A 24,187-nucleotide genomic window follows, 5' to 3' on the forward strand; every position below is an offset into this window, starting at 1 on the left:
ATCCTCCCCAGCTCGTCGAACGCACGGTAGCGCCGCACCACACCAGCGCGCGCATTAGGGTGGCCGGTCGTGGAGCACAAGCGGCTGAAGCTGTACGCCTATCTGGACGCGCGCGATCATCAGCGCACGTACCTGGCGATCATGCGGCTGTTCACCTCCACGCTGCTCGCGGACCTGTCCGCGGGCGAGGTCGCGGGCGCGCTGGCGGGCCAGGAGCGCGAGGGCAGGGTCGAGGCCGGCGAGTCGCGCATCGAGAACGTCATCAACCGCCTCAAGCAGCTGGTCGAGTGGGGCAACCTGGTCCAGGGCCGGCGCGAGGTCGTCGCGGCCAGCATCGCCGAGTTCCAGCACGGCAGCGTCCGCTACCAGGTCTCGAAGCTCGCCGTTCGCGTGCAACGAGACGTCGACGAGCTGCTGCGGGTCCCGGAAGGCGCCCGCGAGGTCTCCCGCGAGCTGCTCCCCGCCATCGAACGCGGCCTCAACGAGCTGGGCGGCTCCCTCAGCGTCGCGCTGCTCAACGAGGGCGACAAGACCAGGGAGCTGCTGGCCGAACGCGTCACCACGCTGTTCCTGCAGCACGCCGAGCTCGCGGCGACGGTCCGCGACTTCTACGCGTACCTCGGCCAGGTCGTCACGCGGAACCACCTGGCGCCGGAGGAGATCGCGGGCTTCCGGAACCTGCTGGTCGAGTACATCCAGCGAGTCGTCGAGGACGTCCTCAAGTACACGCCGCCGATCGCCGAAGCCCTCGCCGGACTCACGAAAGCCCGGACGGAGCTGCTCCGGCTCCTCGGCACCGACCTCGGCCACAACGTCGAACGCGCCCGCGGCCGCACGCCCGAGGACTGGCAGGAGCTGACGGACTGGTTCGTCGACCGCCCCGGCCGCCCGAGCCAGGTCACGGCGCTGCGGGAAGCGACGGCCCGTGCGATCGGCAGCCTGCTGGCCAGCGTGAAGCGCGCGACGTCCGGCGGCGGACTCCTGCCCGGCAGGCGTGCCGAGCTGCTGAAGCTCGCGGCCTGGTTCGACAACTCGACCAGAGAGGAAGCGCACGGGATCTACGCCTCGGCGTTCGGCCTCTACAGCGCCCGCCACCTCTCCCCCGCGCCCGAACACGACTCGGACAACGAGCGCACACCCTGGCGGGACGGCCCGGTCTGCGACGTCACCGTCAGCGTCAGGTCCCGCGGCGACCGGGGTGGGCGCGGCCGGCCGTCCCGGATCCTCGACGACCCGATGATGGAGCAGTCGCTGCTCGCGGAAGCCCGTGAGGCCGACGAGATCCGCGCCCGGCACGTCACGGAACTGACGAAGGCCGCCGGAAACCTGGAGAACACCACGCTGACGCACGGCGCGTTGGAGGTGTTCTGCGAACTGCTGACGCTCGCGATGGCCCAGCGCGACTCCCCGCAGGACAGCGGATCGGCCAGCGACCCCGTGCGCGGCCTCAAACTCGAGATCGCCCACGGCACGACGACGCGGATCAGGTCGGCCGCCGGGACGCTCACCCTGCACGACGCGACGGTGGCCCTGAAGCAATGAACCACTTGGACAACCTCTCCGACATCGACGCCGCCAACGTGGTGCGGTGCGCGCGAACGTTGCTGCGCAGGCCTTTGCTGCGCTCCGACGGACCGGACGGCGAGCTGCTCAGCCTCGTCTACCGGCACCGGGCCACCCTCCAGGACCTGTTCGCCGGCCTGCTCGGCTACCGGCTGGTCGTGGAACGCCGGTTCGCGCGGCTCTACAAGTCCGGTCCCGGCAACGACGACACGCGTGGCGTGCTCAGCATGTCCCCGCGCGGCTACGCCTACCTCGCGCTCACCCTCGCGGTGCTCACGGGCATCGGCCGGCAGACGCTGCTGTCCCGGCTCGTCGCCGACATCCGTTCCGCCGCGGCGGAAGCGGGCATCGACGCGCCGGACGACGTCACCGAACGCCGTGCGCTCACGGCAGCGCTGCGCCACCTCGTCTCCCTCGGCGTGCTGCACGAGACGGAGGGCTCGGTCGCCCAGGACGTGCTCCCGCAGGAGGCGTTGATCACGATCGACACCGACCTGCTGGGCCAGCTCGTCACGGGTCCGGTGGGGGAGGCCCAGAGCCCCGCCCACCTCGTCGAGCTCGCTGCCCGGCCCGGTCCGCGCGGCGTCGAGCACGCCGTGCGGCGCAGGCTCGTCGAGACGCCGCTGGTGCTCTACGCGGACCTGCCGGCCGAGCAGGCGGAATGGCTGCGCCGCAACCAGCGCAAGGAAACCGCGTTGCTGGAGCAGGCGTTCGGCCTCTACACCGAGTGCCGCGTCGAGGGCGTGCTCGCCGCCGACCCGGAGGACTTCCTGACCGACCTGTCGTTCCCCGGCGTCTCGACGGTCGCGCGCATCACGCTGCTCGCGCTGCCCGACCTGCTCGACAGCGAGGACGAGGATCCGCCCGCGCGCCACATCGTTGCCACGCAACGAATCCGCGAGGTCTGTGCCGCGCTGGTCGAGGACTACCCGGCTGCGTGGTCGAAGCAGTTCACCGACGACCTCGACCGGCTCGTGGCCGAGGTGGGAGAGTTGTTGCGCCGCATGGGCCTGGCCGTACCGGTGGAGGACGGCTGGTCCATCAGCGCCGCCGCGCACCGCTGGCTGCCGTCCCCCGACGGCGACCCGGAACGAGAACAACAGCCCGAACCCGTTGTGGTGCCCGAAGTACCGAGCTGGTCCCTGTTCGACGAGGAGAACGTTTCATGAGCAGGTGGCGGCTGCACCGCGGCGGCGTGGTCAACATCTGGCAGTACACCGAGCAGACGTTCGACTTCTCCGGTGGCCGCGCGATCTTCCAGGGCACCAACGGTTCCGGCAAGTCCCGCACGCTGGAGCTGCTGCTGCCGCTGTGCCTGGACGGCGACCTGCGCCAGCTCGGCTCGAAGGGCTTCGACACCGTCAGCATCCGGCGCCTGATGCTCGACGACTACGACGGCGGCCCGAACCGCATCGGTTACGCCTGGGTCGAGCTGATCCGCGAAGCCGCGGACCACAGCGGCAACGAGTACCTGACGTGCGGTCTCGGCGTGAAGGCGTCGAAGACCTCACAGGCGATCACGGACTCGTGGCGCTTCGTCACGCCGCTGCGCGTCGGCACGGAACTGCAGCTCGCGGGTCCCGAGCGCGTCCCGCACGGCCCGGCGCAGCTGCGGGACCTCATCGGCGCGGACTGCATGTTCGAGGAACCGGCGTTCCGCGCGAAGATCGCCGAGACCGTCTACGGCGTGCCCGCGGCACGGTATGGCGACCTGCTGCACCTCCAGCGGACGCTGCGCAACCCGGACGTCGGCCTGAAGGTGCTGGAGGGCCAGCTCGAACAGATCCTCAGCGACGCCCTGCCGCCGCTGGACCAGACGATGGTGGAGCAGCTCGCGACGTCGTTCGACGACCTGGAGTCGATCCGCGAGAACATCGTCCGGCTGTCCTCTGCGGACAGTGCTTTGTCGACGTTCCTGAAGACCTACAGCGACTACGCGTTCGGTGGGCTCAGGTCAGCGTCCGAACGGCTGGAGGCCGCCGAGAAGTCGGTGGCGAAGCTGCGGCGTGAGCAGTCGAAGCTCACGCAGGAGCTGGACGTCACGGGGGTGGAGCGCGCGGCGGCCGAGCAGGCGCTCGCCGACATGGAGACCGGCGAGCAGCAGGCCGAGGAGACCATCGCGGCGCTGAAGGAGCTGCCGGCGTTCCGCGACCTCCAGGACCTCAAGACGCGCGAGAACCTGGTAGCGCAGATGCGTTCCTCCGCCGTCGCCGCTCTCGAAACGGCCCACCGCCAGCGCGCCCAGGAAGACGCCGCCGTCGACAACGTGCTGCGCCTGCTGCGGCGCCTCGCCGAGGACCTCCAGGCCGCGGACGCGTTGAGCGAGCCGTTGCGCGAGAACCTGCGCCTCGCGGGCATGGACTCCGACCTCGCGCCGGACGTGCCGCAGGTGCCGCCGGCCGAGGCCTCCGTGACCACGGACTCCGTACGCGCCAAGCCGGATCCCGAGGCCGGGCCGCTGCCGATCGAACGCCGGGTGCCGCCCGCCGCCGCGACCGAGGACGTGCTGACCGCGCTGGCGTCCGTCGTCGACCAGACCTCGGGCATCGCTTCCCTTGGGCGCCAACGGGGTGCGCTCGCGTTGTCGTTGCACGAGCAGGCGATCCAGCTGGACGCTCAGCAGCGCGAGGTGGAGTCGTTGCGGCAGAAGGCCCGCGACGCCCAGCTCGGCGCGACCGAGTCGACCTCGCTGCGCAACCAGGAGGCGCAGGAGCTGGCCGAGGTCGTGCGGACCTGGCTGGAGCAGGTCGAGGCGTGGACGTCGAGCGGCCCGTTGCTCGACGAACGACCCGCCGAAGCCTTGCAGCTGCCCCAGACCGCCGATCCGGCCGCCGCGAAGAAGTTGAGCACGACCGCCCGCGAGTGGGTCGGGCCCCTGGTCCAGGCGGCCCGCGACGCGGCGCACGCGTTCACCCAGCAGCGCGCCGACCTGCGCGCGCGACTTGACACGCTCGACGAGGAACTGGTCGGTCTGCGGTCGGGCGACGAGCGGGTGCCGGTGCCGGGCCAGTACACGTCGGCGAACCGGGACGCGGCCGTCGGCGCGCCCTTCTACCGGCTGGTGGACTTCGCGCCCGCGCTCACCGACGACGAGCGCGCCGGGCTGGAGGCGGCGTTGCAGGCGAGTGGCCTGCTCGACGCCTGGGTGACGCCGCACGGCGGTGACCTGGACGACGTCCTGGCCGTCCCGCGGGAAGCGGTCGGCGGCCGGTCGCTGGCCGAGTTCCTGGTGCCCGCGGTCGAGGGCTCGCCGGTGCCGGAGTCGCTCGTCGCCGACCTGCTCAAAGCGGTGTCGCTGGACGACATGACCACCACCGGTGACTGGCGCGCCGGCGTGCTGACGGGCCGGTGGACCAAGCCGGAGGCGGAGTTCATCGGCGCGGGCGCGCGGGAAGCCGCCCGTGGCCGCCGCATCACCGCCCTGGAAGAGGAGCTCGCCGATCTGCGCGACCAGCTGGGCACCGCCGAGGACGAGCTGGCCCGCGCCCACGACCACGTCGCCACGTGGGAGGCGCACGTCGCGGCGTTCCCCGGCGACGGTGAGCTGATCGCGAAGCACAGCCGTGTCCAGGCCGCCGAGGAGTCCGCGGCACGGGCGCGGCAGCGCACGTTCGAGCTGCGGGAAGCGTTGGAGAACGCCAACTCCCGCCTCGAGGCGGCTCGCGGCGAGCTGACCCGTCAGGCGGGTGACGCCGGCCTGCCGCCGGACACGGAAGCACTCCGGCGGGCCCAGGCGGCGGCCTCCGAGGCCCAGCGGACCGCCGACCTGCTCGGCGACGCGGTGCGGAGGCGTTGTCAGGGCACGATCTCCGACCTCACCGACGCCTCGCACCGCTATCACGAGGCCGTCGCGGACAGGCAGACCGCGGAGGCCGACGCCGACAGCCGTTGCGTCGACTACGCGGCGCAGGCGGGCACGCTGGCCGAGCTCACTGACGCGGTCGGCGGCGAGGCGAAGGAGATCAGCGAGCAGCTCACGCAACTGGAGGCCTCACGCAAGAAGATGCGCGTGGACCTCAAGGGCGTGCGCGAGAGCATCACGACCGCGCGTGAGCAGGCGGCGAAGCTGGAAGCGTTGCTGGAGACCAACTCCACGCAGGTCACCGACGCCGCCGAGGCGTTGCGGCGGGCCTCGGCGAACTTCCAGGCGACCGTCCGCGCGCCCGGTCTGCTGGCGGCGGCCTTCCCGGAGGCGCCGGAGGAAGCCCTGGTGCGCCAGGCCATCGCCGACGCGGGCGACCGCCGTGGCGGCACCGAGGCCACGGTGATCGCCAAGTTGCAGGCCCTCCAGACGTCACTCGCCGGCAGCCACGACATCGCCGCCGAGCAGCACGCGGGCCTGCTGACCGTGACGGTGACCGGTGAGGAGGGCGCGAAGCCCGTCGCCGTCGCCGCCCGCCAGGTGACGACGAAACTGGCCGAGCAGCGCGGGTTCCTCGACGAGCAGTACCAGGGCATCTTCGCCGACTACCTGATCCGCGACCTCGCCGAGTGGCTGCGCGGCCAGATCACCGTCGCCGAGAACCTCACCAAGCGCATGAACGAGGTGCTCGGCCAGGCCCGGTCCAGCCAGGGCGTGCACGTCAAGCTGGCCTGGAAGTCGTCCAGCGCCCTCGACGACCAGACGCGGCAAGCGCTTGCGCTGGTACGCCTGCCGTTCGGCGAACGCACGCCCGAGCAGGACACCACGCTGCGCCGCGTCTTCACCGAACGCATCGAGAACGAACGCGACACGCACACCGGCGGCTACGCCGAGATCCTGTCGCGCGCCCTCGACTACCGCACCTGGCACCAGTTCACGGTGACCGTCGCCGACACGGGCCCCGACGGCAACCCGCGCGAACGGCGGCTGCGCCAGCTCTCGTCCGGCGAGACCCGCCTGATCTCGTACGTGACGCTGTTCGCGGCCGCCGCGAGCTTCTACGACGCCGTCAGCGACGAGTTCGACCCGCTGCGCCTGGTGTTGCTCGACGAGGCCTTCGAACGCCTCGACGACCCGACCATCGCGCGCATGCTGGGTCTGCTGGTCGACCTCGACATGGACTGGGTGATCACCTGGCCGTCCGGCTGGGGTGTGTCCGACAAGATCCCGCGCATGCACATCTTCGACGTGCTGCGGCCCAAGAACGGCCGCGGTGTCGCGTGCACGCAGACCACGTGGGACGGCGCCGCCCTCGACCGGATCGATCCCTAGGGCCCGGCTGTCGCGGACATGGACCTCGATACAGGCCCTAGTTGGGCTGAGTCCGCTCAACGACCTCATCCGCCAAGGCCTATGTTGGCGAGATGACCGAGTACGACCGCCCCGAGCTCGAAGACTTCTGGCGCCTCGCCCGCGAGACGATGGAGGGCGGCGGCCGGTCGGCGTTCAGCTTCCGCGTCGAGGACGCGCCCACCGCGACCGTGCTCGGCGAACTGCTGCGCAAGCCGATCGCCCACCCGGCGCGCCGCCAGATCTCGCTGGCACGCCTGGACGAACACCTCCGCGCGCACGGCAGCACCCTGCCCGAGGTGCTGGAGTCCGTGCACGGCAGGCCGGTCGGCATGGCGAGCACCGAGGAGGCCTCGACCGCGGACGCCGTGCTGAAGTTCGCGTTGCGCGAGCACGGTCTGCTCACCGCGCCGTGGGCGGCCGAGTGGATCGAGCACGTGCGGAAGTACGGCAAGATCCCGCAGCCCGCGTTGCCGATGATCGCGAACCAGGCCGCGTCGATCCTCTCCCGGCTGCGGTCCGAACCACGGCGGTGGACGACCCGCTTCGCTTTGGCGGGCAACGATCTCGACGACGGCCGCCCGCTCACCCGTGTCGTCGGGAAGGCGTTGCGGCTCGCCGGCACCGACTGGGAACGCGCCGGGGTCCTCCCCGACGCCTACAGCGACCCGGTCCTGACCTCGCAGGGCTACCTCACGCTCAACGACACGCTCGAAGCCGCGGAGGTCACCGTCGTCCGCAGCCCGCGCCTGCTCGAATCAGGCGTGCCCGGCCCGTTGATGGTGCTCCCGAACGGCCTCACGCCGCAGGCCAGGCACCACCTCGACGGCAGGACCGTGAAGTGCCACAACGACTTCACGCCCGACGGCATCCGCACCACCAACGAGGTCCTCGCCTGGACCGGCGGCACGGCGTGGCGCATGTCGGCGGCCGACTACCGCGAGGCCGTCGCCACGCTGATCGCCCGCGGCGTGGAGCTGCCGACGCTGAACAGCCGCCCGGCGGAGGCGAGCTGGGACCCCGACCTGGCCGGAACCATGGCGACGACCGGTCTGATGGTCACCGAGGAGCACGTCCTGCCGTCACTCCTCTGACGGCGCGAACACGCGGCCCTCGCTGAGGACCGCGAGTCAGGCGCCGCCCGCCGCCGACCAGCTCTGCAGCATCCGGAACGCGATCGAGGCACCACCGGCGAGCCCGAGCCCCGGCACGCTGCCCGGGACCTCGATCGCCTGGCGCACGTCGGCCCGCGAGACCCACTTGGCCTCGGCGATCTCGCCCTCGGCCAGCCGCAACGGCTCGGCGGGGTCCGCCACGGCCTCGAACCCGATCATCAGCGACCGCGGGAACGGCCACGGCTGGGAACCGAGGTACCGGATGTCCCTGACCGCGATGCCGACCTCCTCGAGGATCTCCCGCGCCACGCAGGCCTCCAGCGACTCGCCGGCCTCGACGAACCCGGCCAGCACGGAGAACCGGCCCTCCGGCCACTCGGGTCCGCGCGCGACGAGCACCTGGTCGGCCCCGTCGTGCACCAGGCAGATCACCGCGGAGTCGGTGCGCGGGTACTCCTCGCGGCCGCAGCCGGAGCAGACCGAGGTCCACCCGGACTTCTCCAGCACGGTCCTGGCGCCGCACTTCGCGCAGTACTTCCCGAGGCGGTGCCACTGGAACAGCGCGGCGGCGGTCGTGAACACCCCGGCCCACATGTCGTCCAGCGTCGCCCCGGCCTGCCGCAGGTCGAGCCACTGCGGCTCGTCCGTCAGCTCCGGCGGACCCCAGGCACGAGCGGCGGGCACCGGTTCGCTCTCCTCGGCCGGCATCAGCACGGCGAAGTACGCCACGCCGTCCTGCTCGCCCAGCAGGACGGCGTTCACGGGCGGCTGGTCGCCGAACTCGACAGCCGGGCGGTCGACCACCCGCGTGCCGCGATCGGCGACCTGGGTGCGGCCGCGCGTGTCGACGACGATCATCCGTGCCTTGGGCCAGAGCGCGGTGAGCTTCTCGTCGTCACCGCGCAACGGCTCGCACCGGTCGATCGCGAACCGCGACAGCGCGGGCAGACCGACTAGATCGAAGCTCACTGGAACGAGACCCCGCCCAGCGCCGAGAGCTTCGGCTTGAGCTGCTCGGCGTCGCCGACGAGCACGCCGGTGAAGTTGCCGGGCGCGAAGAACTCCAGAGCGGCCTCGGCGACCTGTTCCGGCGTGACGGTCTGCAGGCGCTGCGGGTGCGAGACCAGCCAGTCGATGCCGAGGCCCAGGCCGACGAGGTTCACGAGGAACGACGCGAGGCCGGACTGCGAGGACGTGCTGGTGAGCAGCGTGCCGATCGCGTAGCTGCGGGCGACGTCCACTTCGGACTGCGACGGCGGGACCATGCCCAGCCGCGCCAGTTCGTAGCGGGTCTCCAGCAGTGCCGCCGCCGTCACGTCGGACGCCGTGTCCGCGTCGATCAGCAGCGTGGCGCCGTGGATCGTGAACTCGGGGTGCGACCGGGCGCTGTAGGTGTAGCCCTTGTCCTCGCGGATGTTCTCGACCAGCCGCGACGAGAAGAACCCGCCGTAGACCAGGTTCGCGAGCTGCAGCGCCGGGTAACGCTCGTCGGTGCGCGGGATCGCCTGGGCCGCAAGGCGGATCTGCGACTGCACGGCACCGGCGCGGTGCACGAGCTTGACGTCGCCGCCGGACACCGCGGGCAGCGGCGGCAGCTGGACGGCCTCGCCCTCGCCCTGCCACGCGCCCAGCGCCTCGCCGACCTGCGTCACGGCCTCGGCCGGGTCGACGTCACCGACGATCACGAACACCGAGCCGCGCGGCAGCAGTGCCTTGCCGTGCAACGCCACGACGTCGTCGCGGGTGACGGCGGCGACCTCGTCGGCCTCCGGCATCTCCTTCGCGTACGGGTGGTCGCCGTACAGCAGGGTCTGCAGCGCCTCGCGCGCGATGACGTTCGGCTGCGACCGGGCGAGTGCGATGCGCTCGACGAGACGGGACCGCTCGCGTTCCACCTCGTCCTCGGGGTACTCCGCGGACGTCAGCACGTCGGCCAGCACCTCCAGCACGGTGCCGAGGCCCGTGGCGAGGGCGTTGCCGGTGAAGCTCAGCCGCTCCGGGTCGACCACGGCGTCGAGCTCGCCGCCGACCAGCGCCAGCTCGGTGTCGATCTGCACGCGGGAACGGGAGGCGGTGCCCGTCAGCACGGTGTTCGCGAGGATCTCGGCGACCGCGGAGTGCTGGGAACCCGCGCTGGAGCCAGACGGGTCGGCGAACGGGACGCGCAGCCGCAGCTCGACCATCGGCACGGTGGCGCGGCGGACCGCGATGACGCGCAGGCCGTTCGGCAGCGTCGTGTCCACAGTGGACAGATCGGCGGCGGCCGTCTGCGAGCCCAGCTCCGGCAGCGGGCGCGGCCCGGCTTCGGTCCGCCCGATCTCCTCGGCGCTGCGGTGGGTCTTTGCCGGGGCGGTCACTGGGCTCCTCCGGTGGGCTGGACGAAGAGAAGGGCGCGCGAGTCGGGACGCAGCGCCTTGGCCGCCGCGGACACCTCGTCCACGGTCACCGCCGCGATCCGCTCGGGCAGTTCGTAGATCAGCTCGGCGCGGCCGAACAGCAGCTCCGCCGAGCCGAGGCCCAGCGTGCGGTTCGTGAGCCGGTCGTGCTCCTTGTGCATGGTCGACGCCCAGCGGGCGGTGACCTTCGCGAGCTCCTCCGCCGACGGCGGCTCCTGCGCGAGCTTCTGCAGTTCCTCGTCGATGGCCGCGATGACCTGGGAGGCCTCGACCTCCGGCGTGTGGATCGCGGTGATGCTGAACGTGTCCGGGTCGCGGGCTTCCAGCGGCCCGAACAGGCCGCAGCCCGCGTTCAGGTCGATCACGATGCCCTCGCGGTGCACCAGGCGCTGCTGCAGGCGCGAGCTGTCGCCGTCGGTCAGCACGCCGGCGAGCACCAGGTACGCGAGGTAGCCGTCGATGTCGGTGGTCGGGTCCGGCACGCGGTAGCCGATCGCGATCGCGGGCAGCGGGGCCAGCGCGTCGCCGTGCTCGTGGCGCACCTCACCCTGCGGGGCCGGCTCGGCGAACGAGGGGCGCACCGGCTTCGGCCGCGCGGGCACGTCGCCGAAGTGCTTCTCCACCAACGCCTTCGTGGCCTCGACGTCGAGGTCGCCCGCCACCGTCAGCACCGCGTTCGCCGGGCTGTAGTAGGTGTCGAAGAACTCCGCGCAGTCGTCGACCGTCGCGCTCTCCAGGTCGACGAAGTCGCCGTAGCCGTTGTGCGCGTTGGCGAACGTCTTGAACAGCACCGCGGGCAGGAGGATCCACGGGAACCCGCCGTACGGGCGGTTCAGCACGTTGAGCCGGATCTCCTCCTTCACCACGTCGATCTGGTTGCGGAGGTTCTCCTCGGTGAGCTTCGGCGCGCGCATGCGGTCCGCCTCGAGGAACAGCGCCCGCTCCAGCGCCGCGCTCGGCAGCACCTGGTAGTAGTCGGTGTAGTCCGGGTGCGTGGACCCGTTGAACGTGCCGCCCGACGACTGCACGTGCCGGAAGTGAGCCAGCTTCTCCAGGCTCTCGCTGCCCTGGAACATCAGGTGTTCGAAGAGGTGCGCGAACCCTGTGCGTCCCTCCGGCTCGGAGCGGAAGCCGACGTCGTAGTGCACGCTGACGCCAACGACCGGTGCGCTGGCGTCGGGGGCGAGCACCACCCGCAGGCCGTTGGGCAACGTGAACCTGTGCAGTTCGGGTGAGGCCATGGAGCAAGCCTACGGGTTCGGCGCCCGGAGCGATCGCAGGTGGCCCGCCTGGGCGAGGACGCCGTCGAGCGCCCCGAGGAACGCGGGGAAGCTGCGCCGGAAGTCGGACGCATTGCCGTACCAGTAAAGGTCCTGCTGACCGAACGTGGTGAGCCAGCGCTCGGTCTCGCCGAGCACCACCGCGTACGGCAGCGACCGCGAGAACACCAGCTCGCGGTCGGCCTCGGGAACGTCGTCCGGTGTCACCCCGTGAAGGTACCCGCGCAGTCCCCGGACGTGCTCCAGCAGCTCGCTGCCGCGCTTGGTGCGGGCGGGCATCGACCGCGCACCGACCGCCAGGGCGACACCACCGGCCGCGACCGCGAGCCCGAACAGCGCGTTGCCGACCGTCAGCGCCAGCACGACGGTCGCGGCCACGCCCAGCACCGCGAGCACGATGCCCGCCCACCAGAACAGGTTCCGCTCGGCGTCCGGGCGGCGCACGAACCAGCGCTTCTCCACGACGTCCGCGTAGAGCCGCTCGCGCACGTGGGCGAGGTCGATCTGCCGGCCACGCAGCTGGGACACGCTCACCGCGTCCACGCCCTGCGGCAGCAGCGCCTCGCAGACGGCCTTCTCGTAGCCGGACAACGAGTCGTCGACCGGGTTGCGGCGCACGATCCGCCAGTCGTGGCCCTCCACCTCGCTGATCCACAGGTAGTTGCGGACGGCGAGGTCGATGACGGTGGCGGTCACGTCGACGACGTCCACGTGCTCGTCGACGACCGTGCCGACCTGGCCGGGCAGCACGCCGTCGGGTGAGGCGAACGCGACCCGGCCGCCGGAGTCGCGGACCAGCACGGAGACGGCGCCGACGTCGCTCGCGAGCGCCGCCGCGTCCCGGCCGCGCAGGTACCACAGCAGTGCGACGCCGCCGAGCAGCAGCACCAGCAGCCCGCCGAGCGCGGCACCGCTGATCGGGGTCAGCGCGAACGCCGCGGCCAGGCCGGACTGCTCGACCACGACGGCGTTGGGCGGCACGACACCGGCGGACAGTCCGATCGCGACGTCCACACGTTCGCCGGCGCCGAGCTTGATCTCCTGCGCGCGCACGCCCTTGCCGTCCGCGAGGTCGGCGCTGGTGCACGGCTGCGACGAGCCGACCGGGCCCGCGAGGCAGTTGACCGACGTCGGGGAGTCGGGGGCGGAGAACGAGACGGCGACCTTGTCGAGCTCGGTGTCCCAGCCGCCCGCGACCTGCCAGCGGACCTCGAGCACGTCACCGACGGGGGCGACCGCGCCGACGACCGTGTAGGTCAGCGTGGCCTGCCCGCCGCCGAACGTGGTGGAGAACTCGTCGCCGCTGACGGTCGCGCTGCCGTTGCCCTCGACCTTGGCGTCGGTGACCTGGTACTGGCGCTCCAGGTCGTTGCCGACCGCGAGTCGCAGGGGGACGGTCCGCTGGACCGTCCTGCCCTCGGGCACCTGGACGGTCTCGGTGACGGACAGCTTCGCGTCGCGCTCCAGCTTCATCCGCACCTCGGTGCTGACGGTGCCGGGAAGCGGCTGCGCGAGCGCGCCGGCCGCCATGCCCAGAGACGTGCCAGACGTAAGCGCCACGGCGACGAAGATCGCCGCACCCCAGTTCTTCAACACGGCTGCGGACTGTAGCGGAGTCCTCATATGCTCCGGCGGACTTTCGAACAGACGCCATCTGGGGGATTTTCGGCGATGACGCAACCACCGCCACCGGGTCACTGGCCGCCGCCACGCCCGGTAGGCCCACCACCCGTGCCCGCTCCACCGCCGTACGGGCCGCCGATGCCTCCCCGCCCCGTCCAGGGTCCGCCGCCGGGCATGCGCCCGCCGCAGGGTCCGCCTCCGATGGGCCCGCCGCCGTACGGTCCTCCGCCCGGCCGGGCGCCGCTGCCCCCGCCGCGCCCGATGATGCCGCCGCGTCCGGTCATGCCCGGCCCGCGGCCGGGCTGGGGCCACCCTCAGCACGGCGGGTTCCCGCCGCCCTACCCGGTCATGCCGCCGCCGCGCAGGAGCGGCAGCGGCCCGGTCCTGGCGCTCGTGCTCGGCGGCGTGGTGATCCTCGGCCTCGGCGCGATCGGTGTCTTCGCGGCGACGTTGAACAACAAGGTGAAGGACACGGGCTACTCGAACTACACGACGTACAGCCCGACCTTCTCCTACACGGCTACGACGACGACAACGACCACCACGACGACGACAGCCTCCACACGCACCTCGTCGACGCGGACGTCGCAGACGCCCGTAGGCCCGAAGGCCGTCTACAAGCTCGCCGACCACCCGATCTTCAGCACGAACATCGGCGCGAACGACTTCGACTCGTGCCCGTTGCCGCGGATGGAGTACAACCCGGCGGGCGAGCAGCGGTTCCTCGCCGCCGCCCTGCCATGCATCGAGAAGGCCTGGCAGCCGGCGCTCAAGGCCGCGAACCTGCCGTACCAGCCGGCCGAGCTCCAGGTGTTCACCGGCACCACGCAGACGCCGTGCGGTTCGCGCCAGGCCAACGCGACGGCGATGTTCTGCCGCGGGGTCATCTACTGGCCCGGGAACTTCTACGCCAACGAGGGCGGCTCGACGGTCCGGCACCCCGGCGTCTACCTCGGTCAGCTCAGCCACGAGTACGGCCACCACATCCAGTGGCTGACCGGCATGATGCGCGCCGCCGACCAGGCCCAGTACGACGTGGGCGGCTTCGACACCCCGAAGGGCCTGGAGCTCAATCGCAGGCTGGAACTGCAGGCCACCTGCCTCGGCGGCATGACGCTCGCGCCGTTCTCGCACAAGAACGTGATCCCGATGGAGGTCGTGAACACCGGTCTGCGGGATGCCGGGCTGCGCGGCGACTACGACCGCAGGCCGGACCACGGCAGCGCGCCCAACAACGACCGTTGGGTGATGCACGGCCACAAGCAGAACAACATCAAAGCCTGCAACACCTGGGCGGCGACCCCGGCAGACGTCTCGTGAACCGATCCCCCGGCCGGCGCGTCCCACGTACGTGGACGGGACGTGCGTTAGCCCGGTCGGGGGACGCGTGATCTCGGTCCGCCTATGCTCGTACCCGACCCAGGATGACCAATGGGGGGACCTAAGGCGATGACGCAACCACCGCCACCGGGCAGCTGGCCGCCACCGCGCCCGGTAGGCCCGCCGCCGATGCCCGCACCGCTCGGGCAGCGTCCGCCCCAGGGCCCACCTCCCGGCTACGGCCCGCCGCCGCAGGTCCCGCCGCCCGGCCCATACGCGCAGTACGGCCCGCCGCCACCGCCCGGCCCCGTCATGCCACCGCCGCACCCGACGTGGGGCCCGCCCGGCGGTTACCCGCCGTACCCCGTCATGCCACCGCGCCGCAGGAGCAACGGCCCGATGATCGCCCTGATCCTGGGCGGTGTCGTGATCCTGGGCCTCGCCGCGGTCGGCGTCTTCGCGGCGACCCTGAGCAACAACGTGGAAGACGCGGGCTACTCGAACTACACGACCTACAGCCCGACGTTCACCCCGCCCACCACCTCGGACGCCACCGCGACGACGACCTCGCCGCCGCGCTCGTCGGCGTCCCGCACGCCCTCCACCTCCGCGACCCCGGTGGGCCCGAAGGCCGTCTACGCGCTGGCCGACCACCCGTTCCTGAAGCCGGGCTTCGGCGCGAACACGATCTCGGGCTGCCCGCTCCCGTCGATGGACTACTCCCCGGCGGGCCAGGACCGCTTCCTGCGCGCCGCGCTGCCGTGCATCGAGAGCATGTGGAAGCCGGCCCTGCAGGCCGCGAACCTGCCGTACCAGCCGGTCGAGCTGCACATCATCACCGAGACCGCGCAGTACCCGTGCGGCACCGTCCGCCCGGACCAGACCGCGCGGTACTGCCAGGGCGGCATCTACTGGACGGCGAACGCCTACGCCGCCGAACGCAACCCGAACAACCCGAACCACCCCGGCAAGTACCTGGGCCAGCTCGCCCACGAGTACGGCCACCACATCCAGTGGCTCACCGGGATGCTCAAAGCCTCGGACCGCGCGCAGTACGACGCGGGAGGGTGGGATACTCCGAAGGGCCTCGACCTGAACCGCCGGATGGAGCTGCAGGCCACCTGCTTCGGCGGCATGTCGCTGGCCCCGTTGTCGCACGGCGCGATCCCGATCGACGTGATCCGGGTCGGCCTGACCGACGCGGGCAACCGTGGCGACTACGACATTTACCCGACGAAGGACCACGGCACACCGCAGAACAACGCCGCCTGGGTCGACCGAGGCTACAAGTCGAACAAGGCGTCCGAGTGCAACACCTGGGCCGCCGACCCGGGTTCCGTCTCCTAGGAAGGGCGCACGTGACCCAACCAGCCAGCAACAACCCTGTCCTGCTAGCGGGAGTGTTCGTGCTGGTGGTCGCCTTCGTCCTCGGAATCGGTCAACTGAGCCGCCCCAGAGTGGTCACCGGCCACGCCCTGGCAGGCTCCCGCCCCGCCCCCTCGCCCTCGACGACGGAACCGTCGGTCCCGATCCGGCCGCGCGCCGTCTACCGCCTGGCAGATCACCCGTTCCTGCTCAAGCCGGTCTCCGTCCCGCCGGTGACGTGCTCGCTGCCGCCGTTCGGCGTCTCGGACCAGCAGCTGGCCGCCTACTACGCGGCCGGAGTCGAGTGCCTGGACGCCGCCTGGGGCCCGCTGCTGTCGACGGCGAACCTGCCGTTCGACAAGCCGACCCTGGACGCGTCGCCGGACCTGAAGGACGGCCCGTGCGGCGTGGCCCCGGAGTCCGACCACGCGGTGGCGTACTACTGCGGCCGCAACCGCACGATCTACATGCCGACCGCCCGCCTGCGCGGCAACGGCGGCGGCGACGCTCCCGCGACCCACCTGGCGACGCTGTCGCACGAGTACGGGCACCACGTCCAGGCACTGACGGGGCTGCTCCGCGCGGCCGACCTGAAGATCACCGACGCGGGCGAGAAGACCCCGGCGGGCCTCGAGATGTCCCGCCGGATCGAGCTGCAGGCGAACTGCTTCGCGGGCATGTTCCTGGCCGCCGCGGCCGGACGCGGCTCCGTGACGACGAACCTGGCTCGTCTGGCGCAGGAGGACTTCCAGTACGCCATCGAGGAAAAGCCGGAGGACAACGCGCACGGCCTGGCGAAGAACCAGGCGCAGTGGGCGTCCGCGGGCTTCAAGGCGAACTCGACGGGCGTCTGCAACACCTTCGCGGCACCAGCGGCCCAGGTCGCCTGACACGAGCCGGGGAACGCTCCGCGCCCGTCACCGCAACCGGGTCTGCTCGTCCACGTGCCGGGTGGGCGTACCCAGGAACAGCTTCGGGCCGGACACCGGCCCGTAGGCCAGGTTCAGGGTGGTCAGCAGGTAGTTCCAGCCACCGTCCCGAGGTCGCGCCCACCGGTGGTTGACCTGCCACCGCACCCACTCCCCGCGCCCGAGCCGCACCGGAGAGGGCCGGTTCCACCGCCGAGGCGTGGCGATCATGGTGTCCTGCAGCTGCACGGACAGCACCCCGTCGTCCTCCTCGTGGAGGACGAGCTCGAGCCGGTCGATCGTGGAACTCTCCTTCGACCACACGGGTTCGAAGTCCTCCCACTCCCGCAGCCGCACCTCGTGGACCGCGGGCTTCAGGTGCGGCAACGGAAACGCGACAGGCACGCCGTTCCGCCGCGTGGCGCCGGCCCCACCGCGGGACTGCTTGGTCCACTCGGTCCGAACCCACTGCACCACCACGTCCAGGTCCACGCACCCGATGGAACCAAACGCGCTGTCAGCCGAGCGAATGGTTTTGCGGCAGCGTCACCCGGAAAACGGCTCCTCGATCGGAGGGCTCGCAGGTCAGGTCCCCACCGTGAGCCCGCACCACCCCGCGGGCGATGGCGAGCCCCAGCCCGGACCCACCGGACCGCCGGTCCCGGGCGTAGTCCAGCCGGACCAGCCGGTCGAAGATCCGTTCCCGTTCGGCCTCGGGCACGCCGGGCCCGTCGTCGGACACCGTGAACCCGGTGAGGTCGACCCGGATCCGCACTGTCCCGGAAGGACCGGTGGCCTGCCGGGCGTTGTCGACGAGGTTCGCCAGCACCTGGGCCAGCCGCTGCCCGTCCCCGACCACCGACACCGGCACCCCCTCGGCGGTGATGTCGAAGTCCGGCGCCACATAACGGGTCCTGGCCACCTCGGCCTCGGCCAGCGCAAGCAGGTCCACCGGCTCCCGCTGCATCTCGTACCCGGCGTCCAGCTGGGCGAGCGCCAGCAGGTCGTCCACCAGCCGCCCGGCCCGCCGTGCCTCCCGCACCAGCAGGAAGCTCATCTGGTCCCGGTCGGGCGAGTCGACGGGCGCCTGCACCAGCGCCTCGGCGACGGCCTGCACCCCGGTGATCGGCGTCCGCAGTTCGTGCGCCGCATCCGCCACGAACCGCCGAGTTCGCTGCTCGGACCCCTCCAGCGAGTCCAGCATCCCGTCGAACGCGGCCGCGGTCCGCCCCAGTTCGGTGTCGGTGCGGGACGGGTTCAGCCGCCCGCCCCGATGCCCGGCGGCGATGGCCTGCGCGAGCGACGTCATCGCGTCGAGCGGCGCCAGCGCCCGCCGCACGACCACGATCATCAGCAACCCGGTGATGACGATCGCGCCGAGCCCGAGCACCAGCAGCAGCTTGCGCAACCGGTGCTGTGCCTGGGAGATCGCCTCGGTGTCGGCGTACAGGGTGACCTTGCTGCCGCCGACGTTGCGCGTCTTGCGTTCGTACTGCCCCTCGTCGGGAGCGTTGCCGACCAGGTTGCCGTTCGGCAGCTCCACCGTCACGTGGACGTTGCGCTTGGACAGCTGGCGCACGACCTCGCGTGGCGGCGTACCGATCCGCAGGGACGCCACCGCGCGGGCCTCGGCGTCGCGCAGCACGCTGTCGACGTCCCGCGACGACTGCCCGGCGAACGTCCGGTCGACGCCGATCACCAACGCCACCAGCACGACGAACAGCACCAGCAGCACGGACACCGCGACGCGCCGGCGCAGCGAGACCGTGCGGAGGTTCATTCTTCGGCCCGCAGCACGTACCCAAGGCCACGCACGGTGTGCACGAGCCGTGTGCCGTGCTCCTCGATCTTGCGGCGCACGGCGCTGACGTGGACCTCGACCAGGTTCGGGTCGTAGTCCTCGTAGCCCCACACGGCCGTGAGGATCTGCGTCTTGGACACCACTCGCCCGCGTTGAGCCGCCAGGTACACGAGCAGGCGCAGTTCGGTCGCGGTCAGTTCGATGGGCCGGTCCGCGCGCATGACGACACCGGCGTCCGCGTCCACGACCAGGTCGCCGACCTGCACCGTCGACGGCGTGCGGCCGAGCCGGCGCAGCACCGCCGACACCCGTGCCACCAGCTCCGCCAGCACGAACGGCTTGCCCACGTAGTCGTCCGCACCGCCGGAGAGCCCGCGCAGCCGGTCCGGCACGCCGTCGCGCGCGGTCAGCATGACCACCCCGGCACCGGACGAGCGGCGGATGACCTCCAGCAGCTGGAAGCCGTCGCGGCCGGGCAGCATCACGTCGAGCACGACCAGGTCGGGGCGGAAGCGGCCGAGATCGGCCTCGAGCTGGCGTCCGTCCAGCCGGTGCTGCACCTCGTACCCGGACTCGCGCAACGCGGACGACACCGCGGCGCCGATCGCCTCGGCGTCCTCGATCACCAACACCCTGGCGGACACCTCACCATTCTGCTGATCATCCGGACTTCGGGCGACTCGCCTTCAGCTCACGCTCAGATTGTGCGCCCACCCTGTGGGGCATGTCGAAGAAATCAGCGTGGGCCGGCGCGGTCGTCGCGGCCCTCGGGCTCACCGTCGGCGGCATCGCGGTCGCGACGGCGGCCGAGGGCCCCGACGGCCCGCCCGCGGCGTTCGCGGAACGCCACCGGGGTCCGGACAGTGCAGACAGGCCGGGACGTGCGGACCGGGCGAAGGTCAAGGACAGCACCCTGGTCGTCGGCCGGGTGAAATCGATCGAGTCCGGCAAGCTCACGATCACCAGGGACGACGGCACCGAGGTGTCGTTGACCACGGACAGCTCCACGAAGCTGCGCGGCGGGGACCTCGCCGGGCTCAAGGCCGACCAGCGCGTGACCGTGCGCGTCAAGGACGGCAGGGCGCTGAACGTGGCGCTCGCGAAGGCCCACGAGCGGGGCACGGTCAAGGACGTCGACGGCGACAGGGCGACGTTGATCCAGGTCGACGGCCTGCAGACCCCGCTCGACCTGTCGGCGGTGACCGAGAAGCCGAAGAACGGTGACCTCGTCGCCGTGACCGGGACCGTGACCGACGGCAAGACCATCAAGGTCGACCAGTTGCGGCAGCTGCCGAAGTAAACCTGGGCTCCACGCGGGCCGCCGCGTCTGCGAACATCGCAGTGTGGCGGTTCCGCGAAGCCCGGACAGATGGGTGTTCATCCTGCTGGTCGTCGGACTGGTCGGGATCGGGGTCGCGGTCGCGCTTCTCGTGCCGCTCAAGGTGCTGGGGGCGCCCGAACCCCTGAGACCCGTGGCCGCGACCGTCGTCGAGACCGGTTCGTGCGGTCAGGGCACGGACACCGTCGAGTGGGACGCGAACGGCGAGAAGAAGCAGGCCAAACTGGACGGCTGCGGCCACCGCAAGGGCGAGACGCTCGACATCGTGATGACCGGCTCGGACATGGTCTCGTCCGCCGCCTCGGTCCCGGTCGGACCGCCGATCACGAGCCGCCTCACCGCGCTGCTGCTGTGCATGGCGGCGCTGGCGGGCGGCTTCTACGCGTTCCTCTTCCGCTACGCGCCCCTGCGCGCACCGGCCGTGCTGCCCGGTCCCCGGCCGGGGACACCTTCCTGACGTGGTCCCGTTCGCGCTGGTAGAGCCGCTACCGCGCTAGTCACCGGCGGGCGTCACCTTCTTGACGTAGAGCAGCCGGTCGCCCGGCTCGATCGCGTCCGCCTCCGGGGCGTCGACACGGAACAACGTCCCGCCGCGCACCACGCCCAGCACTATGTCCGACAGGTGCCGCGGCGATCCGCCGATCTCGCCCGGCTCGACGTCCCGCTCCGCGATCGCGAGTCCCGCGTCCGGCGTGAGCAGGTCCTCGACCATCGCGACCACGGTCGGCGTCGCGGTGGCCATGCCGAGCAGGCGACCGGCCGTCTCCGAGGACACGACCACCGAGTCGGCGCCGGACTGCTTGAGCAGGTGCTCGTTCTCCCTCTCCCGCACCGACGCCACGATCTGCGCCTTGGGAGCGAGCTCACGGGCGGTGAGAGTGATCAGCACCGCCGTGTCGTCCCGGTTCGGGGCAACGACGATCGCACGCGCACGGGCCGCACCGGCGACCCTCAGCACGTCGTTGCGCGTACCGGAACCATGCACCGTCACGAGCCCGATGGCGGAAGCCGCGTCGAGCGACTCCTGCACGGTGTCGACGACGACGATCGAACCGGGCTCGACACCGTCGCCCATCAACGCCGCGACAGCCGAGCGCCCCTTCGTGCCGTAACCGACGACCACTACGTGGTCACGCACGATCCGCCTCCACTTTTGAATGCGCAACGCCTGACGGGAGCGCTCGGTGAGAACTTCGAGTGTCGTGCCGACCAGCACGATCAGGAACAGCACCCGCAGCGGCGTGATGACCAGGACGTTGACCGCCCGCGCCGTCGACGACGCGGGCGTGATGTCGCCGTAGCCGGTCGTCGAGAGAGACACCGTCGCGTAGTAGAACGAGTCGAGCAGTGAGACGCCGTCCCCGTTGGCGTCGCGATAGCCGTCGCGGTCCAGGTAGACGATCAGCACCGCGAGCAGCAGCGCCGCCATCGCGCCGATGACACGTTTCAGGATCGCACGGACCGGGCTCGACACCTGGTCCGGCATCCTGATCACGCCGACGAGCGAGTGCGACGCTTCCTCGGTCAGGCTCATCGGGACAACCTCTCGGGAAGCATCCGCCACAGGTGGGCGGCCGCCTCCGCGCCTCGGAGGAGCAAGGGCAGCACCACGCGCTCGTTCGGCGCGTGGACGCGATCATCCGGCAAGGTCGCGCCGAGGTAGACGAGGGGCACCCCGAGCCACGCCTGCAGCACCGCCGCGGGCCCGGACCCACCGGCCCGCGCGAACCGGACCGGCTGGCCGAACGCGAGCTCCAGCGCCTCCTTGACCGTCGCGTTCGCCGGGTCGTCCGGGCTGATCGCGTACGGCGGCACGCCCTCGCCGCGGAAGCTGACCTCGGCCCTGATGCCCGCGGGCGTGTGCTTGGCGACGAACTCCTTCACCTGGTCCCGCGTCCGTTCCGGCAGCTGGTCGGGTACGAGCCGGAAGCTGATCTTCGCCGTCGCGGTGGCCGGGATGATCGTCTTGAAGCCCGGGCCGGTGTAGCCGGCGTGTATCCCGTTGACCTCGGCGGTGGGCCGCACCCAGATCCGTTCGAGCGTCGTGTAGCCGGGTTCGCCGTGCGTCGCCTGCGCGCCGCCGCCGTTGCCCGCCAACCACTTAAGCTCGTCGAACGGCAGCGCGGCGTAGTCCTCGCGCTCCTTCGCGGACGGTTCCCGGACGTCGTCGTAGAAGCCTTCGAGCTGGATCCGCCCGTTGTCGTCGTGCAGCGCTGCGACCAGTTTCGCGAGGGCCGTCGCGGGGTTCGGAATGGCGCCGCCCGCGCGTCCGGAATGAACGTCGTCCGTGCCGCCGGAGAACGTGATCTCGGCGGCGAGAACACCCCGTTGCCCGGTGGTGACCGTCGGCGCGTCGCGTTCGTGCAATGCCGTGTCGGTGAACACGACGAGATCGCAGGCGAGTTGTTCCCGGTGGTCTTCGAGCAGCTTTCGCAGGTGCGGCGAACCCGATTCCTCCTCACCCTCGACGAAGAGTTTCAGCGTGACGCCCGGCGCGTTCCGCCCGGTGGCCGCCAGATGCGCCTTCACCGCCAGCAGGTGCATCAGCACCTGCCCCTTGTCGTCGCTGGCGCCACGCCCCCAGAGCTCGTCGCCGCTGATCACAGGCTCGAACGGCGGATGGTGCCACCGCTGCACGGGATCGACCGGCTGCACGTCGTGATGGCCGTATACGAGCACGGTAGGCGCGTCCGGGTCCTCCGCGGGCCAGCACGCGAACACGGCGGGAAGCGCCGGCCCGTGGTCCCAGACCTCGACCTCCGGCCACCCGTCCCCGCGCAGCCGGTCCGCCAGCCACTCGGCGGATCTGCGCACGTCAACGTGGTGTTCGGGGTCAACACCGATGCTCGGGATCGCGACCCACTCGACGAGCCCGGCCACGAAGGAATCGGTCAGCGCGGCGACAGCGGCGCGTTCGGGATGATGAGAATCACCTGCCACGCCCGTGGAGAATAGGCCAGCCCCGCCTCGCCTACGCGGCGTAGGCATGACAGGGTGACCGCATGGAACCGAACCGTTCCCGAACGCGGTCGGCGCTGGCCCTCGCCGCGCTGCTCGGCCTGGCCGGAGTCACCCACTTCGCCAGGCCGAAGTACTACGACGCGATCGTCCCCCGCTCACTGCCCGGCACCCCGAGGCAGTGGACCTACGCGTCCGGCGCGGCAGAACTCGCGGTAGCAGCGGCAGTGGCCGCTCCCCGAACGCGCCGCCTGGGAGGCCTGGCAGCCGCCGCGCTGTTCCTCGCCGTCTTCCCGGCGAACGTGAAAATGGCTCTGGACTTCCGCGACAAATCCCCCAAGGCCCGAGCCATCGCCTACGGCCGCCTCCCCTTGCAGATCCCCCTCGTCGCATGGGCCTGGAAAGTGGCCAAAGCCGCCCCATGACCACCCTGGGTAATCCTTAACCAAGTATCCCGCAAACGCTGTCATTTCCCGCGCGAGGAACCCTAGGATGCGCCCTGTGCACACGCTTCTGCAGCGCGCCGCAACCGCGCTCGGCTGGGACGGAGTCGTCATACCGGACGTCGCCGTCCTGGGCCAGCAGGTCTCCGCGGTGGTGCGTTTGCTGCCCGACGTGCACGAGTGGAGAACCGAGAACGGCTGGCCCCCGAGAGCCGACCCGTCCTGGTTCCGCTCCTGGTTCGAACCCGCCGTACACGACCGCCTCCCGGTAGCCGCCGTGGAACTCGTGGGCGTCCTCGTCAGCGAGTCCACAACGGACCGCGCCCTCCAGTCCTGCGGCACCCTCCTGACCCTGGCCCCGTGCGCGGTGATGCTCCCCCGCACCGACGAGTCCCAGGCCTGGTCCTACATCGAACTCGACTACTACGGCATCGGCGTCGTGGTCGGCGACGACACCACGGCCGACCTCATGGTGCCGCCGGAGGACCGGTCGCCGGAGTTCGGGCCCTCGTTGTTCGGGCGGTGGCTTCTTGAGGTGCTTTACGAGCGGGTGTTGAAGGCTTCGCATGCGCCGGCTGGGAGCAGTCCGCAGGGCTGACGCCCGCAGCCAGGCCGGGTGCGCCGCATCCGTGGAACAGAGCCGAAGCCACCGCTGCCCCCGCGCGCTTCCTTGTCACGCAACGAGTGAATCGCGTTTTCGGTTCCCCGGCTATCCACAGCCTACGCGGCCGAGCATAGCCGCAGGTCAGAGAGCTGCACCCTGTGGACAACTCGCGATCATGACCGAAATGGCGATCACGACCCCCTGACGATGACCGATCGGGACCGCGACCGATCACGACTCGACCGACCACGATGGATCAC

20 protein-coding genes are annotated in these 24,187 nt (G+C 71.3%); 11 read left to right on the forward strand and 9 right to left on the reverse strand.

What is annotated here, in order from left to right:
• Window positions 1–69: 69 nt before the first annotated feature.
• The 4 genes from ACRSBM_RS35255 (at window position 70) to ACRSBM_RS35270 (ending at window position 7,869) form a co-directional block, all read left to right on the forward strand.
• Window positions 70–1,542, forward strand: a complete 1,473-nt coding sequence (locus ACRSBM_RS35255) for a DUF2397 domain-containing protein (RefSeq protein ID WP_434450408.1) — start codon at window positions 70–72, stop codon at window positions 1,540–1,542.
• Window positions 1,539–2,732 (forward strand): TIGR02678 family protein, encoded by a 1,194-nt coding sequence (locus ACRSBM_RS35260; protein WP_434450410.1) that lies wholly within the window; start codon window positions 1,539–1,541, stop codon window positions 2,730–2,732. Before ACRSBM_RS35255 ends, ACRSBM_RS35260 begins: the two co-directional genes overlap by 4 nt.
• Window positions 2,729–6,757 (forward strand): TIGR02680 family protein, encoded by a 4,029-nt coding sequence (locus ACRSBM_RS35265; RefSeq protein ID WP_434450412.1) that lies wholly within the window; start codon window positions 2,729–2,731, stop codon window positions 6,755–6,757. The genes ACRSBM_RS35260 and ACRSBM_RS35265 overlap by 4 nt, the downstream gene beginning before the upstream one ends.
• Before the next feature lie 92 nt (window positions 6,758–6,849).
• On the forward strand, window positions 6,850–7,869 hold the full coding sequence (locus ACRSBM_RS35270) for a DUF2399 domain-containing protein (protein WP_434450414.1): 1,020 nt from the start codon (window positions 6,850–6,852) through the stop codon (window positions 7,867–7,869).
• A gap of 36 nt (window positions 7,870–7,905) precedes the next feature.
• On the opposite strand, the gene nudC is transcribed toward ACRSBM_RS35270, so the two are convergent.
• From nudC to ACRSBM_RS35290, 4 genes are read right to left on the reverse strand one after another with little or no spacing between them, the layout of a single operon-like run.
• The gene (gene nudC, locus ACRSBM_RS35275; RefSeq protein WP_434450415.1) at window positions 7,906–8,859 is read right to left on the reverse strand and encodes an NAD(+) diphosphatase; all 954 of its coding nucleotides are present in this window, start codon (window positions 8,857–8,859) and stop codon (window positions 7,906–7,908) included.
• The gene (locus ACRSBM_RS35280) at window positions 8,856–10,247 is read right to left on the reverse strand and encodes a M16 family metallopeptidase (protein ID WP_434450417.1); all 1,392 of its coding nucleotides are present in this window, start codon (window positions 10,245–10,247) and stop codon (window positions 8,856–8,858) included. Before ACRSBM_RS35280 ends, nudC begins: the two co-directional genes overlap by 4 nt.
• Window positions 10,244–11,527: a M16 family metallopeptidase gene (locus ACRSBM_RS35285; protein ID WP_434450419.1), complete on the reverse strand. Its 1,284-nt coding sequence runs from the start codon at window positions 11,525–11,527 to the stop codon at window positions 10,244–10,246. The genes ACRSBM_RS35280 and ACRSBM_RS35285 overlap by 4 nt, the downstream gene beginning before the upstream one ends.
• 9 nt (window positions 11,528–11,536) lie before the next feature.
• Window positions 11,537–13,162 (reverse strand): DUF2207 domain-containing protein, encoded by a 1,626-nt coding sequence (locus ACRSBM_RS35290; protein ID WP_434450421.1) that lies wholly within the window; start codon window positions 13,160–13,162, stop codon window positions 11,537–11,539.
• 165 nt (window positions 13,163–13,327) lie between these two features.
• Between ACRSBM_RS35290 and ACRSBM_RS35295 the strand changes: the two genes are divergently transcribed.
• The 3 genes from ACRSBM_RS35295 (at window position 13,328) to ACRSBM_RS35305 (ending at window position 16,764) form a co-directional block, all read left to right on the forward strand.
• Complete coding sequence (locus tag ACRSBM_RS35295; RefSeq protein WP_434450423.1) at window positions 13,328–14,509, forward strand: neutral zinc metallopeptidase; 1,182 nt, start codon at window positions 13,328–13,330, stop codon at window positions 14,507–14,509.
• A gap of 111 nt (window positions 14,510–14,620) precedes the next feature.
• A complete protein-coding gene (locus ACRSBM_RS35300) occupies window positions 14,621–15,856 on the forward strand; it encodes a neutral zinc metallopeptidase (protein WP_434450425.1) in 1,236 nt (411 codons plus the stop codon).
• 11 nt (window positions 15,857–15,867) lie between these two features.
• Window positions 15,868–16,764, forward strand: a complete 897-nt coding sequence (locus ACRSBM_RS35305; protein WP_434450427.1) for a neutral zinc metallopeptidase — start codon at window positions 15,868–15,870, stop codon at window positions 16,762–16,764.
• A 27-nt stretch (window positions 16,765–16,791) separates the two neighbouring features.
• On the opposite strand, the gene ACRSBM_RS35310 is transcribed toward ACRSBM_RS35305, so the two are convergent.
• Genes ACRSBM_RS35310 through ACRSBM_RS35320 form a run of 3 tightly spaced genes read right to left on the reverse strand, consistent with a single transcriptional unit; the run spans window position 16,792 to window position 19,227 of the window.
• On the reverse strand, window positions 16,792–17,274 hold the full coding sequence (locus ACRSBM_RS35310) for a hypothetical protein (RefSeq protein ID WP_434450429.1): 483 nt from the start codon (window positions 17,272–17,274) through the stop codon (window positions 16,792–16,794).
• 25 nt (window positions 17,275–17,299) lie between these two features.
• Complete coding sequence (locus tag ACRSBM_RS35315; protein WP_434450431.1) at window positions 17,300–18,562, reverse strand: sensor histidine kinase; 1,263 nt, start codon at window positions 18,560–18,562, stop codon at window positions 17,300–17,302.
• Entirely contained in the window at window positions 18,559–19,227 is a 669-nt protein-coding gene (locus ACRSBM_RS35320) for a response regulator transcription factor (RefSeq protein WP_191304210.1), read from the reverse strand. Before ACRSBM_RS35320 ends, ACRSBM_RS35315 begins: the two co-directional genes overlap by 4 nt.
• A gap of 80 nt (window positions 19,228–19,307) precedes the next feature.
• Between ACRSBM_RS35320 and ACRSBM_RS35325 the strand changes: the two genes are divergently transcribed.
• Together ACRSBM_RS35325 and ACRSBM_RS35330 are read left to right on the forward strand one after the other, a co-directional pair.
• Entirely contained in the window at window positions 19,308–19,883 is a 576-nt protein-coding gene (locus tag ACRSBM_RS35325; RefSeq protein WP_434450433.1) for a hypothetical protein, read from the forward strand.
• Window positions 19,884–19,926: 43 nt separating this feature from the next.
• On the forward strand, window positions 19,927–20,379 hold the full coding sequence (locus ACRSBM_RS35330; protein ID WP_434450435.1) for a hypothetical protein: 453 nt from the start codon (window positions 19,927–19,929) through the stop codon (window positions 20,377–20,379).
• A 36-nt stretch (window positions 20,380–20,415) separates the two neighbouring features.
• On the opposite strand, the gene ACRSBM_RS35335 is transcribed toward ACRSBM_RS35330, so the two are convergent.
• Window positions 20,416–21,456: a potassium channel family protein gene (locus tag ACRSBM_RS35335; RefSeq protein ID WP_434450437.1), complete on the reverse strand. Its 1,041-nt coding sequence runs from the start codon at window positions 21,454–21,456 to the stop codon at window positions 20,416–20,418.
• A complete protein-coding gene (locus tag ACRSBM_RS35340) occupies window positions 21,453–22,862 on the reverse strand; it encodes a M20/M25/M40 family metallo-hydrolase (RefSeq protein WP_434450439.1) in 1,410 nt (469 codons plus the stop codon). The genes ACRSBM_RS35335 and ACRSBM_RS35340 overlap by 4 nt, the downstream gene beginning before the upstream one ends.
• A 62-nt stretch (window positions 22,863–22,924) precedes the next feature.
• Here ACRSBM_RS35340 and ACRSBM_RS35345 point away from each other — a divergent pair, with 62 nt between their 5' ends.
• Complete coding sequence (locus ACRSBM_RS35345; RefSeq protein WP_434450441.1) at window positions 22,925–23,305, forward strand: MauE/DoxX family redox-associated membrane protein; 381 nt, start codon at window positions 22,925–22,927, stop codon at window positions 23,303–23,305.
• A gap of 76 nt (window positions 23,306–23,381) precedes the next feature.
• Window positions 23,382–23,921, forward strand: coding sequence for a hypothetical protein (locus ACRSBM_RS35350; protein WP_434450443.1), 540 nt, complete (start codon window positions 23,382–23,384; stop codon window positions 23,919–23,921).
• Window positions 23,922–24,187 lie beyond the last annotated feature (266 nt).

Source organism: Lentzea xerophila, assembly GCF_051094245.1.
Lineage (GTDB): Bacteria > Actinomycetota > Actinomycetes > Mycobacteriales > Pseudonocardiaceae > Lentzea > Lentzea xerophila.

Bases quoted from the DNA above. Each gene is read 5' to 3' on its own strand.
- ACRSBM_RS35285 (WP_434450419.1), bottom strand. From the start codon at position 11,527: ATGGCCTCACCCGAACTGCACAGGTTCACGTTGCCCAACGGCCTGCGG.
- ACRSBM_RS35265 (WP_434450412.1), top strand. From the start codon at position 2,729: ATGAGCAGGTGGCGGCTGCACCGCGGCGGCGTGGTCAACATCTGGCAG.
- ACRSBM_RS35335 (WP_434450437.1), bottom strand. From the start codon at position 21,456: ATGAGCCTGACCGAGGAAGCGTCGCACTCGCTCGTCGGCGTGATCAGG.
- ACRSBM_RS35345 (WP_434450441.1), top strand. From the start codon at position 22,925: ATGGAACCGAACCGTTCCCGAACGCGGTCGGCGCTGGCCCTCGCCGCG.
- ACRSBM_RS35315 (WP_434450431.1), bottom strand. From the start codon at position 18,562: ATGAACCTCCGCACGGTCTCGCTGCGCCGGCGCGTCGCGGTGTCCGTG.
- ACRSBM_RS35300 (WP_434450425.1), top strand. From the start codon at position 14,621: ATGGGGGGACCTAAGGCGATGACGCAACCACCGCCACCGGGCAGCTGG.
- ACRSBM_RS35270 (WP_434450414.1), top strand. From the start codon at position 6,850: ATGACCGAGTACGACCGCCCCGAGCTCGAAGACTTCTGGCGCCTCGCC.
- ACRSBM_RS35260 (WP_434450410.1), top strand. From the start codon at position 1,539: ATGAACCACTTGGACAACCTCTCCGACATCGACGCCGCCAACGTGGTG.
- ACRSBM_RS35295 (WP_434450423.1), top strand. From the start codon at position 13,328: ATGCCTCCCCGCCCCGTCCAGGGTCCGCCGCCGGGCATGCGCCCGCCG.
- ACRSBM_RS35325 (WP_434450433.1), top strand. From the start codon at position 19,308: ATGTCGAAGAAATCAGCGTGGGCCGGCGCGGTCGTCGCGGCCCTCGGG.